Annotated in this window: 13 protein-coding genes; 10 read left to right on the forward strand and 3 right to left on the reverse strand. The window is 66.9% G+C overall.

Annotated features, from left to right (window positions below; genetic code table 11):
* Nucleotides 1–291 precede the first annotated feature (291 nt).
* Both KAQ61_RS00260 and KAQ61_RS00265 read right to left on the reverse strand, forming a co-directional pair.
* A complete protein-coding gene (locus KAQ61_RS00260; protein ID WP_210930126.1) occupies nt 292–984 on the reverse strand; it encodes an HAD family hydrolase in 693 nt (230 codons plus the stop codon).
* Nucleotides 985–1,038: 54 nt separating this feature from the next.
* Nucleotides 1,039–1,449, reverse strand: a complete 411-nt coding sequence (locus KAQ61_RS00265) for a YchJ family protein (protein WP_210930127.1) — start codon at nt 1,447–1,449, stop codon at nt 1,039–1,041.
* A 124-nt stretch (nt 1,450–1,573) separates the two neighbouring features.
* On the opposite strand from KAQ61_RS00265, the gene KAQ61_RS00270 reads away from it, so the two are divergent.
* The 10 genes from KAQ61_RS00270 (at nt 1,574) to KAQ61_RS00315 (ending at nt 11,342) form a co-directional block, all read left to right on the forward strand.
* Nucleotides 1,574–1,993, forward strand: coding sequence for a MerR family transcriptional regulator (locus KAQ61_RS00270; RefSeq protein WP_210930128.1), 420 nt, complete (start codon nt 1,574–1,576; stop codon nt 1,991–1,993).
* Nucleotides 1,994–2,044: 51 nt separating this feature from the next.
* A complete protein-coding gene (locus KAQ61_RS00275) occupies nt 2,045–2,488 on the forward strand; it encodes a PaaI family thioesterase (protein WP_244982947.1) in 444 nt (147 codons plus the stop codon).
* A gap of 50 nt (nt 2,489–2,538) precedes the next feature.
* A complete protein-coding gene (locus tag KAQ61_RS00280; RefSeq protein ID WP_043385428.1) occupies nt 2,539–3,720 on the forward strand; it encodes an isovaleryl-CoA dehydrogenase in 1,182 nt (393 codons plus the stop codon).
* Nucleotides 3,721–3,775: 55 nt separating this feature from the next.
* The gene (gene can, locus KAQ61_RS00285; RefSeq protein ID WP_045268084.1) at nt 3,776–4,438 is read left to right on the forward strand and encodes a carbonate dehydratase; all 663 of its coding nucleotides are present in this window, start codon (nt 3,776–3,778) and stop codon (nt 4,436–4,438) included.
* A 61-nt stretch (nt 4,439–4,499) separates the two neighbouring features.
* The gene (gene aceK, locus KAQ61_RS00290) at nt 4,500–6,308 is read left to right on the forward strand and encodes a bifunctional isocitrate dehydrogenase kinase/phosphatase (RefSeq protein ID WP_043385431.1); all 1,809 of its coding nucleotides are present in this window, start codon (nt 4,500–4,502) and stop codon (nt 6,306–6,308) included.
* A 39-nt stretch (nt 6,309–6,347) separates the two neighbouring features.
* Nucleotides 6,348–7,538 carry an acetyl-CoA C-acyltransferase gene (locus KAQ61_RS00295; protein WP_210930129.1) on the forward strand — a complete coding sequence of 397 codons (1,191 nt, stop codon included), beginning with the start codon at nt 6,348–6,350 and terminating at the stop codon, nt 7,536–7,538.
* A 128-nt stretch (nt 7,539–7,666) separates the two neighbouring features.
* Nucleotides 7,667–8,764: a hypothetical protein gene (locus KAQ61_RS00300; RefSeq protein WP_210930130.1), complete on the forward strand. Its 1,098-nt coding sequence runs from the start codon at nt 7,667–7,669 to the stop codon at nt 8,762–8,764.
* Nucleotides 8,761–9,387 carry a pyridoxamine 5'-phosphate oxidase family protein gene (locus KAQ61_RS00305; RefSeq protein WP_210930131.1) on the forward strand — a complete coding sequence of 209 codons (627 nt, stop codon included), beginning with the start codon at nt 8,761–8,763 and terminating at the stop codon, nt 9,385–9,387. The genes KAQ61_RS00300 and KAQ61_RS00305 overlap by 4 nt, the downstream gene beginning before the upstream one ends.
* Nucleotides 9,388–9,433: 46 nt before the next feature.
* A complete protein-coding gene (locus tag KAQ61_RS00310; RefSeq protein ID WP_210930132.1) occupies nt 9,434–10,096 on the forward strand; it encodes an SDR family oxidoreductase in 663 nt (220 codons plus the stop codon).
* A gap of 115 nt (nt 10,097–10,211) precedes the next feature.
* Nucleotides 10,212–11,342, forward strand: a complete 1,131-nt coding sequence (locus KAQ61_RS00315) for an acyl-CoA dehydrogenase family protein (RefSeq protein WP_210930133.1) — start codon at nt 10,212–10,214, stop codon at nt 11,340–11,342.
* Between the two features lie 58 nt (nt 11,343–11,400).
* On the opposite strand, the gene KAQ61_RS00320 is transcribed toward KAQ61_RS00315, so the two are convergent.
* Nucleotides 11,401–11,931: an ImmA/IrrE family metallo-endopeptidase gene (locus tag KAQ61_RS00320; RefSeq protein ID WP_162524708.1), complete on the reverse strand. Its 531-nt coding sequence runs from the start codon at nt 11,929–11,931 to the stop codon at nt 11,401–11,403.
* Nucleotides 11,932–11,990: the final 59 nt, after the last annotated feature.

Genomic DNA, 11,990 nt, shown 5'->3' on the forward strand with positions numbered 1-11,990 from the left:
CGGCGCATCGCCGTGGGGCCCGGGCCGTGTCGCCAGGGCGGGGCCGGGGGCGATCGGTCTGCCAGCATGGGGCACAGATTTGCATGCCCCCCGGGGTACGCCAATCCGGCAAAACCTTGATCTGGCGCAGATTCTATATTTCAGCCCTGTGCTCTGCAGGGCAAGCCCGCAAAGCCGCCCCTGTGGCATGAGGGCATAGCGCGAAAAGGTGAGCGCATGGCGCGCGCTGTATCGGCGTTTCTGTAGTAAATGACTGCGAAATGCCGATTCAGCGTGCGCAGCCTGCTCCTGTTATTGCGGTGCCTGTGCGGCCGCCAGCGCCTGGGCCAGCAAGGCGGGCAGGTCGGCCATGTGGTCGAACACCCGCACGGCTCCGGCGGCCCGCAACGCCTCGGGCGTGGTGTGGGCGTTGACCCGCGGGCAGTAGCCCCAGACCGTGGCGCCGGCGCGCACGCCCGCCGTCAGGCCGGGCACGGAATCCTCGATCACCAGGCAGCGCTCGGGGGGCACGCCCACGGCGGCCGCGGCGGCCAGGTAGACATCGGGCCAGGGCTTGGTGCGCGGCAGGTCGTGGCCGCTGAAGACGTGGCCGCCGAAGTAGGGCAGCAGGCCCACCTTGTCGAGCTGCATCAGCACCTTGGGCTTGTCCGCGCCGCTGGCCACGGCGATGCGGCCCTGCAGCTGGGCGTGCACGCCGCGCACGGCGTCCACGGCGCCGTCGATGGCCACCAGTTCGGCGCGCAGGCGCTCGTTGCGGCGTTCATAGAACGCGGCCATCCAGGCGTCGGTCAGGGGCTTGCCGGTTTCGACCTCGATGCGGGCGGTCTCGCTGCGCACCGTCTTGCCGATGAAGATGCGCATGCAGTCGTCCTCGGACAGCGTCCAGCCCGATTCGTTGAGCATGGCGTGCAGCACGCGGTTGGTGATGAGTTCGCTGTCGACCAGGACACCGTCGCAGTCGAACAAGATGGCTTCAAAAGACATGGCTGTCAGCGCAGGCGGCACCTGCGTGCAAAGGGTAAAAGGCTGGAATCTGCATCAGAACTGGTCGCCGTCCACATAGAACCAGCGGCCGGCTTCGCAGACGAAGCGGCTGCGTTCGTGCAGCCGCACGGCCCGCCCGCCGACGCGAAAGCGCGCGACGAACTCGACCTCGGCCGTGGCCGCGCCCGTCGGCTGAAAGGCCTTGACCTGCAGGCCCAGCCATTTGGCGCCAGCCTCGAAGTCCAGCGTCGCCGGGCGCTGGCTGGGGTGCCAGGTGGCCAGCAGGTAGGGCGCGTTTTCGGTCACGAAGGCGCTGTAGCGCGAGCGCATCAGGTGCTCGGCATCGGTGGCCGGGGCCGTGTCGAAGTGTTCCACAAAGCGGGCGCAGCAATCGGCATAGGCCACGGGCAGGCCTTGGGCGGTGGTGCGTCCGCAGGGGCAGGCGGCGTGGGGCGACAGGGGCATGGGCAACGGCGAGGGTTCAGGCAGGTGCCGCACAGGCGGCAAGGCCGTGATTTTCGGCCAAAAACCCCGCGTGCGCAGGGCATGGTTTTGTCTGACGTTGACGTGCACGTCAATAATGCAGGCCATGAGCAAGACCACCCAGGCCCCTGCGGCCTATTCCATCAGCGATCTGGCGCAGGAATTCGACCTGACCACCCGCGCCATCCGCTTCTACGAAGACATGGGCCTGCTGCAGCCCACGCGCCAGGGTTCGGGCGGACGCACCCGCGTCTACAGCCCGCGCGACCGCACGCGCCTGCGCCTGATCCTGCGCGGCAAGCGCCTGGGGCTGTCGCTGGTGGAGGCCAAGGAAATCATCGACCTGTATGACAGCCCGCGCGACACCCATGTGCAGCTGGAGCGCTTTTTGGAGGTGCTGGGCAACCACCGCCGCCAGCTGGAAGCGCGCATGGAAGACCTGCAGGCCACGCTGGACGAGGTCTGTGCCCAGGAGAAAGAGGCCAAGTCGCTGCTGCGCAAGTTGCCCAAGGCCAAGACGTCATAATTGACGTTAACGTAAAAGGAATGGAAAATTCCGCACAGCCAAGGAGACAACATGGCCCAGACCGACAGCCTGCAGCGTGTGCGGGACAGCTTTGCACTGCAGGGCGCCATGAGCACGCTGGGGGCGCAACTCACCCACCTGGCGCCGGGCGCGGTGGACATCAGCTTTGACTGGGCCCCGGGCCTGACGCAGCAGCACGGCTTCATCCACGCCGGCATGTTGTCGGCGGCGCTGGATTCGGCCTGCGGCTATGCCGGCTTCAGCCTGATGCCGGAAGACGCCGGGGTGCTGACCATCGAATTCAAGATCAACCTGCTGGCCCCCGCCAAGGGGCAGCGCTTTCGCTGCGAAGGCCGGGTGCTCAAGCCCGGGCGCACCATCGTCCTGGTCGAAGGCCGGGCCTTCGCGATCGACGGCGGGCAGGAAAAACTCTGCGCCACCATGCACTGCACGCTGATGGCGGTGCAGGGGCGCCCAGGGATTGCGGGCAAATAGGCGGCGCCGATCGCCAGCCCAGACACCGATACACACAAGGAGACACCACCATGAGCCAACTGCCAGGACTGAACTTCCAGCTGGGTGAAGACATTGATGCGCTGCGCGACGCGGTGCGCGAGTTCGCGCAGACCGAGATTGCCCCGCGCGCCGCCGAGATTGACCGCAGCGACCAGTTCCCCATGGACCTGTGGCGCAAGTTCGGCGAGCTTGGCGTGCTGGGCATCACCGTGCCCGAGCAGTACGGCGGCGCCGACATGGGCTATCTGGCGCACATGGTGGCCATGGAGGAAATCTCGCGCGCCAGCGCCTCGGTGGGCCTGTCGTATGGCGCGCACAGCAACCTGTGCGTGAACCAGATCAACCGCAACGGCAACGCCGCGCAGAAGGCCAAGTACCTGCCCAAGCTGATCAGCGGCGAACACGTGGGCGCGCTGGCCATGAGCGAGCCGGGCGCCGGTTCGGACGTGATCAGCATGAAGCTCAAGGCCGAGGACAAGGGCGGCTACTACCTGCTCAACGGCAACAAGATGTGGATCACCAACGGCCCCGACGCCGACACCCTGGTGGTCTATGCCAAGAGCGAGCCCGAGCTGGGTGCGCGCGGTGTGACGGCGTTCCTGATCGAGAAGGGCATGCCCGGTTTCTCCATCGCCCAGAAGCTGGACAAGCTGGGCATGCGCGGCAGTCACACCGGCGAGCTGGTGTTCCAGAACGTGGAAGTGCCCGCTGAGAACGTGCTGGGCCAGGTCAACGGTGGCGCCAAGGTGCTGATGAGCGGCCTGGACTACGAGCGCGCCGTGCTGACCGGTGGCCCGCTGGGCATCATGCAGAGCGTGATGGACAACGTCGTGCCCTACATCCACGACCGCAAGCAGTTCGGCCAGAGCATTGGCGAGTTCCAGCTCATCCAGGGCAAGGTGGCCGACATGTACACCGTGCTGCAGGCGGGCCGTTCCTTCGCCTACACCGTGGCCAAGAACCTGGACATGCTGGGCACCGACCACGTGCGCCAGGTGCGCAAGGACTGTGCCAGCGTGATCCTGTGGTGCGCTGAGAAGGCCACCTGGATGGCCGGAGAAGGCGTGCAAATCTATGGTGGCAATGGGTATATCAACGAGTATCCGCTGGGCCGTCTGTGGCGGGATGCGAAACTCTACGAAATTGGCGCCGGCACCAGCGAAATCCGCCGCATGCTGATCGGCCGCGAACTGTTCGCGGAGACCTGCTGACGGAACGGATGGCGCGCCTGCGCATGTTTCACGCAACCTAGAAAAGGAAGGCCACATGACCACTACCTCCATCGATGACCTGTTTGTGCACAACAAGGAATGGGCTGCCCAGATGGAGCGCGACCGCCCCGGATTCTTCACCGGGCTGATGTCGCAGCAAAAACCCAAGTACATGTGGATTGGTTGCTCGGACAGCCGCGTGCCTGCCAACCAGATCACCGGGCTGGAGCCGGGTGAAGTTTTCGTGCACCGCAACGTGGCCAACGTGGTGGTGCCCAGCGACCTGAACTGCCTGTCCACCATCCAGTACTCGGTCGATCACCTCAAGGTCGAGCACCTGATGGTCGTGGGCCACTACGGCTGCGGCGGCGTGCTGGCGGCACTGGAAGGCATCCGCCTGGGTCTGGCCGACAACTGGACCCGCCATGTGCGCGACGTGCGCGACAAGCACTACGACCTGATCAAGGCCACGCCCGTGCAGTTCCGCCATGACGTGCTGTGCGAGCTGAACGCCATCGAGCAGGTGATGAACGTGGCGCAGAGCACCGTGATGCAGGACGCCTGGGCCCGCGGCCAGAGCGTGTCGCTGCACGGCTGGTGCTACAGCCTGAAGAACGGCCATATCACCAACCTGGAGATGACCGTCCCCGGCGTCGGTGGCCTGCATGAAATCCACCAGCGCGCTGTGCAACTGGTGGCCGAGCGCCAGCGTGACTGAACGGCGGGCAAGCGGCCGCCCCCGGGCCCTGCGCCTGGGGCGCCCCGGCGTGCGTTGAGCCATGTTTCCCCAGCAGCTGGATGCCCCCCAGGCCTTTGGCATCGCCCAGGCGATGATGGATGGCTTTGACCGCCATTACCGCCTGTTCCGGGCCGAATCGGCCCGCGCCAAGCGCCGTTTCGAACAGGCCGACTGGAGCGGCCAGCAGACCGCGCAGCGCGAGCGCATCGCGTTCTACGACCTGCGCGTGACCGAGTGCGTGCAGCGGCTGGAGACCGAGTTCCACGCTGGCCAGCTGCCCATGCCGGTGTGGCAGCAGGTCAAGCTGCACTACATCGGCCTGATGGTGGAGCACCTGCAGCCGGAGCTGGCGGAGACCTTCTTCAACTCCGTCACCACCAAGATCCTGCACCGCACCCACTTCCACAACGATTTCATCTTCGTGCGGCCGGCTGTCAGCACCGAGTACCTGGAGAGCCGGGACCCGGACGATGCGCCCACGTACCGTGCCTATTACCCCGGATCGCTGGACGCCTTGCCGCAGGCGCTGCAGGCCCTGGTGCAGCAGCTGCAGCTGCAAGCCCCGTTCGAGGACCTGGCCCGCGACATCGCCGTGCTGGCCGCTCGCATGCGCGAGCGCTTGGCGGGCCTGACGCTGCGCGCCAATTTCCAGATCCAGGTGCTGTCCAGCCTGTTCTACCGCAACAAGGGCGCCTACCTGGTGGGCAAGATCATCACCGGCTACACCGAGCTGCCGCTGGCCATTCCTATCGTGCACGGCGCCCAGGGGCAACTGGTGCTGCACGCGGCCTTGTTCGGCGAGGATGACCTGCACGGGCTGTTCAGCTTTGCACGCGCCTATTTCATGGTCGACATGGCCGTGCCCAGCGCCTACGTGCAGTTCCTGCACGGCTTGATGCCGCGCAAACCGCGCGGCGAAATCTATAGCGCCCTGGGCTTGGCCAAACAGGGCAAGACCCTGTTTTACCGGGAATTCTTGCACCACCTCAAGCATTCCAGCGACCAGTTCCGGATCGCGCCGGGCATCAAGGGCTTGGTGATGCTGGTGTTCGACCTGCCCAGCTTTCCGTATGTGTTCAAGCTGATCCGCGACCGCTTCCCGGCGCCCAAGGAGACCACGCGCGCCCAGGTCAAGGCCAAGTACCAGTTGGTCAAGCAGCACGACCGGGTGGGCCGCATGGCCGACACCATGGAGTACAGCCTGGTGGCCTTCCCGCGCGAGCGCTTCAGCGATGCCCTGCTGGCCGAGCTGCTGGCCCATGCGCCCGAGCAGATCGAGGTCAGCGACCGCGATGGCGACGGACAGCAGGAAGTCATCATCCGCCACCTCTACATCGAGCGCCGGCTGGTGCCGCTGAACCTGTACCTGCAGGAGTGCTTCGATGCCGGGCTGGAGCAGCCCCGCGCGCGCGCCAACATGGAGCGCTGTGTGATCGAGTACGGCAATGCCATCAAGGACCTGGTGGCGGCCAACATCTTTCCGGGCGACATGCTGTGGAAGAACTTCGGCGTCACCCGCGGCGGCAAGGTGGTGTTCTATGACTACGACGAGATCGAATACCTGACGGACTGCCACTTCCGGGCCATCCCCCCGGCACGCACCGAAGAGGAAGAGATGAGCGGGGAGATCTGGTGGCGGGTTGGTCCGCACGATGTGTTCCCTGAGACCTTCGGCCCGTTCCTGCTGGGCCATCCCGCCGTGCGCGAGGTCTTCCTGCAGCACCACGCCGACCTGCTGGAGCCCGCCTTCTGGCAGGCGCACCAGGCGCGCATCCAGCAGGGCCACATGCACGACGTTTTCCCGTACGACCCCAGCCGCCAGCTGCATGCGCCGGCGCTGACTTCGTGAACCTTTGGCTTGCCAACTGACATCAACAAGGAGACTTCCATGCCACAACACCAAGACCCCGTCGTCATCGTCAGCGCTGCGCGCACCCCCATGGGCGCGTTCCAGGGCGATTTTTCCGATCTGGCTGCCCACGACCTGGGCGGTGCGGCCATTGCGGCCGCCGTGGCCCGCGCCGGCATCCAGCCCGAGCAGGTCGAGGAAGTGCTGTTCGGCAACTGCCTGATGGCCGGCCAGGGCCAGGCACCGGCACGCCAGGCCGGCTTCAAGGGCGGTCTGCCGCAAAGCACCGGCGCCGTGACGCTGTCCAAGATGTGCGGCGCCGGCATGGAAGCCACCATCCTGGCCCACGACCAGCTGATTGCCGGCAGCCGTGACGTGATGATTGCCGGCGGCATGGAGAGCATGACCAACGCGCCCTACCTGCTGAAGAAGGGCCGTGCCGGCTACCGCATGGGCCACGACAAGGTCTACGACCACATGATGCTGGACGGTCTGGAAGATGCCTACGAAGCCGGCCGCTCCATGGGCACCTTCGGCGAGGACTGTGCCGCCAAGTACCAGTTCACGCGCGAAGCGCAGGACGCGTTTGCGATTGCCAGCGTGCAGCGCGCGCAGCAAGCCGCCCAGAGCGGTGCCTTCGATGCCGAGATCACCCCCGTCACCGTCAAGACCCGCAAGGGCGATGTGACCATCAGCGTGGACGAAGGCCCGGCCAAGGCCAAGCTGGACAAGATCGGCAGCCTCAAGCCTGCGTTCAAGAAGGACGGCACCATCACTGCCGCTTCCAGCTCCAGCATCAACGACGGCGCCGCCGCCATGGTGCTGATGCGCGAGTCCACGGCCAAGCAACTGGGCTGCAAGCCGCTGGCGCGCATCGTCTCGCACGCGACCTTTGCACAGGCTCCCGAGTGGTTTACCACCGCACCCGTGGGCGCCACCGAAAAGGCGCTGAAGAAGGCAGGCTGGAAGGTCGAGGATGTGGACCTGTGGGAAATCAACGAAGCCTTTGCCGTGGTGCCCATGGCGCTGATGGCCGAAATGAAGGTGCCCCACGACAAGGTCAACGTGCACGGCGGCGCCTGCGCCCTGGGTCACCCCATCGGCGCCAGCGGCGCGCGCATCCTGGTGACGCTGATCCACGCCCTGCAGCGCCATGGCAAGCAGCGCGGCCTGGCCACGCTGTGCATTGGCGGTGGAGAAGGCACGGCCATGGCCATCGAACTGGTCTGAGCGACCACGGCAGCGCCGTCCCCCGGCGCTGCTGGGTACTGGGCCGTAGGGCTTGGCTTACAGTCGGTCCATGTGCCACCGGCCGCGCCCCCACCTTGCGGGGTGCGGCCTTTTCCAGGATTTTCCGTATGCATGCAGAACTGCCCGAAGACGACCACCCCCACGCACCCTTGAGCGCCGCGCAGGTGACCGCCTTCTGGAATGATTTTTCCGGCCAGTTGACGGCCCTGGCCGCGCTGGACGGGCGGGCCTTTGTCGAGGCGGCCAACGCGCTGCTGCAGCGCCATGCCCCCGGCCTGTCGCTGGAGCTGGAAGGCACGCCCGGCCAGGACGGCGCCCGCCTGGTGGTCACGGCCCACGGCAACATCGAACACTTTGAGGCGGCGCAGGCTGTGGTGCGCCAGGCCCCGCCGCTGGCGGGCTATGCCGTGCAGGCGTTCCGCAGCCGCGCCGCTGGCAGCAACTTCGCCATGCGCCTGCAGGATTTCGAGCTGTCCTGTGACGATGTGCTGGTGGCCCACTATGACGCGGGCGGCATCATCGGGCTGGCGCTGTCGTTCGCCCAGGCCGTGCCGCCGCAGCTGCAGGAGCAGGCCCGGCACATGGCCTTCATCCTGCTGGACCATGCCCTGGGCGAATGGGATTTCGCCGTGCGCGTGGGTCCGGTGGAGTTTGTGGACGCCGAGGCCGATGCGGTGCCGCTGTCGCAGTTCCCCGTCGTGTTCGATGCCTTCCAGCGCGAGGTCCTGGGGCGCACCTACGACTTTCCGCAGGAGGAGCAGGACCGCTGGATCTCGCTGGAAGTCCGGTCCCGCGATGCCGACGAGGACGATGCCCCCGATCTGCTGACCTTCCACGACAGCGCCCATGCGCTGGCCACGCGCGCCGACCTGTCCTATTTGCTGACGCTGCGGTTCCCGGTGGACAGCCAGGAGAGCCTGGACTGCGCGCGGGCGGCCCAGGACGCGCTGGATGCGCAGCTGCTGGCCCAGCAGCGCGGCGTCCAGGCCTTCACGCGCATGGAGGGCATGCAGTCCCGCGTGGCGGCCTTCTATGTGGACGACCCGGACGTCGCCGCCGCCTTGGCCCGCCAGCTGGCGGCCGAGCACGCCCCGGGTCTGGACGCCGCACTGGCGCTGGAGTACGACCCCTCCTGGCGCGAGTACCTGGGCATGTACAGCGCCATCCACCGCCAGGACCGGCACGCGGCCGAGGACGCCGCATGATCACCCGCGAAGACCAGTTGCGCCAGTTGTACGCCATGCCGGCCGAGCGGGCACTGCGCAAGCAGCAGGCGGCGCTGGATGCGCACTGCCAGCGCTTCATCGCGCTGTCGCCGTTTTGCGTGCTGGCCACCGGCGGCGCTGCCGGGGCGCTGATGGACGCGTCGCCCCGCGGCGGCGCGCCGGGCTTTGTGCACGTGCACGATGCCCAGACCCTGTGGATCCCTGACGCCGGCGGCAACAACCGGCTGGACAGCCTGAGCAACCTGCTGCACGACCCGCGCATCGGCCTGGTGTTCATGGTGCCCGGGGTGAACGAAACCCTGCGCATCAATGGCACGGCCCGGCTGCGCGATGAGCCGGCCTGGACCGGGCACTTTGCCGGCGCGCACTTCACCCCCAAGCTGGTGATCGAGGTGCAGGTGCGCGAGGCCTATCTGCACTGCGCCAAGGCGCTGATGCGCTCGCGCCTGTGGCAGGCTGAGGCGCAGGTGGAACGCTCGGTCCTGCCCAGCATGAACCAGATGATCCACGCGCAGATCGGGCTGGACACCCCGCCGGAAAGCCAGGCGGCGATGGAGCAGCGCTACCAGCAGCAGATTGCGGCGGAGCGCGCGCAGGATTGAACCAGTTCCGCCGTGTGCGGCCGTGAACTGAGCAAAAGGGAGTGGTATGGCAGTGATTTTGGTGATGGGGGCTTCGCGCGGCATTGGCCGCGGTCTGGTGCGGGCCTGTGTGGCGCGCGGCGACCGCGTGATCGCCACCGTGCGCCAACGTGCGGATGGGGAGGCCCTGCGGGCCGAAGGCGCCGAGGTGCTGGTGGTGGATGTGGCCGATCCCGCCAGCGTCAGCGGCCTGGCCTGGCAGTTGGACGGCCAGGAGATCGATTGCGCCTGGTATGTGGCCGGGGTGTGGGATGCCGGAACGGCGGCCCACCCGCCCACCCAGGAGCAGTTTGACCGCGTCATGCACACCAATGTGCTGGGCGCCATGCAGATGCTGCCCCAGGTCATGCCCTGCGTGGAGGCCGCTGGCGGCACCATGGTCTGCATCAGCAGCGAGATGTCGCGCCTGTCGCTGGCCGACGCGGATGCCTGGCTGTACCGCGTCAGCAAGGCGGCGGTGAACATGGTGGTGGCCAGCGCCCAGCCGCAGTGGCCCGGTGCCACCGTGATCGCCATGGACCCGGGCTGGGTGCAGACCGAGATGGGCGGCGCCGCCGCACCGATCACGGTCGAGACCAGCGTGCAGGGCATGCTGGACACGGTCGACCAGCTGACCCGGGAGGACCGGGGCGGCCTGCTGCGCTACAACGGCGAGCGCTGCAAGGGCTGAAAAAGCATAGCTGACAGCGCAGGATAGACAAGCACTTCAAATACTTTAAGTATTGAAAACAAGCAAGCACCTGCGCTGGCAGCTCTTATTTATATAAAACCAAGGAGACACCCCCATGCTGCTGACCGAAGACCAGCAAATGATCCGCGAGGCCCTGCGCAGCTTTGTGCAGGAGCAGATCACCCCCCACGCCGCGCGCTGGGACAAGGAACACCATTTCCCCCAGGACGTGCACCGCGGCCTGGCGGCGCTGGGCTGCTACGGCATCTGCGTGCCCGAGTCGTACGGCGGCGCCGGCCTGGACTATGTGAGCCTGGCCGTGGTGCTGGAAGAGATTGCCGCCGGCGATGGCGGCACCAGCACCGTGATCAGCGTGACCAACTGCCCGGTCAACGCCATCCTGATGCGCTATGGCAGCGAGGCGCAAAAGCAGCAATGGCTCAAGCCGCTGGCGCAGGGCGACATGCTGGGTGCCTTCTGCCTGACGGAGCCGCATGTCGGCTCGGACGCCTCGGCGCTGCGCACCACGGCCACCCGCGACGGTGGCGATTACGTCATCCAGGGCGTCAAGCAGTTCATCACCAGCGGCAAGAACGGCGATGTGGCCATCGTGATTGCCGTCACCGACAAGGCTGCCGGCAAAAAAGGCATGAGCGCCTTCCTGGTGCCCACCTCCAACCCCGGTTACCAGGTGGCGCGGCTGGAAGACAAGCTGGGTCAGCATTCCAGCGACACGGCGCAGATCAACTTTGACAACTGCCGCATTCCCGCCGCCAACCTGATTGGCGCGGAAGGCGAGGGTTACAAGATTGCGCTCTCGGCGCTGGAAGGTGGCCGCATCGGCATTGCCGCGCAAAGCGTGGGCATGGCGCGCGCCGCCTTCGAGTGCGCGCTGCAGTACGCCAAGGAGCGCGAGAGCTTTGGCCAGCCCATCTTCAACCACCAGGCCGTGGGATTCCGGCTGGCCGACTGCGCCACGCAGATTGAGGCCGCGCGCCAGCTGATCTGGCATGCGGCCAGCCTGCGCGATGCCGGCCTGCCCTGCCTGAAGGAGGCGGCCATGGCCAAGCTGTTTGCCAGCGAGATGGCCGAGCGCGTGTGCAGCGCCGCCATCCAGACCCTGGGCGGCTACGGCGTGGTCAGCGACTTCCCGGTCGAGCGCATCTACCGCGATGTGCGCGTGTGCCAGATCTACGAAGGCACCAGCGATGTGCAGAAGATCCTGATCCAGCGCGCGCTGGCCTGATGCGCGTCGGGTAGGGCTCCGTCCTGGGCGCTGCACGGCCAGGGGGGGGCACCGCCGTTCAGACGTCTTGCACCGGCGGGCGGGTGCTGCGGCGCGCACGCGGCTGGGCCCGTGGCAGCTCCATCCCCAGGTCGCTCAGGCGCTGCTTGATGAACAGGGCCGGCACGGCGAACACATGTTCCAGCTCGGCCATGCTGCGCGCCTGCATCTGCTCGACGGCGTAGCGCAGCGCCGGTTCGGGCATCAGCAGACGCAGGGCAAAGTCGTTGGCTTCCAGGTTGTGGGGTACGCCGAAATCCAGCCGGAAGTCCTCAGACAGGTGCAGCTCGCGCTGCATGCCGGGGCGCAGGTGGTGCAGGGCCACGTGCGCCAGGGCGTGGGCCACCACATAGCGCTGGTGCAGGTGGGGCAACTGGCGTGACAGCTGCAGCTGGGCCTGGTTGCCCGCGGTGATGGACAGGCGGGCACTGCAGGGCACGCTGTCTTCCAGCGACAGGCGCACACCCATGCTTTTGACGATGTGCGCAATGTTGACCGGGACCGTCTGGTCCCAGTGCAGCTTGAGGATGCCTTCAGCCAAGAGTGCCATGGGCTGCATTATCGCTATCGGCGCCGGCGGGGGGCGCTGTCTGCCCCCATGCGCTGGCG

This window comes from Comamonas aquatica, from assembly GCF_018064205.1.
Classification (GTDB): domain Bacteria; phylum Pseudomonadota; class Gammaproteobacteria; order Burkholderiales; family Burkholderiaceae_C; genus Comamonas; species Comamonas aquatica.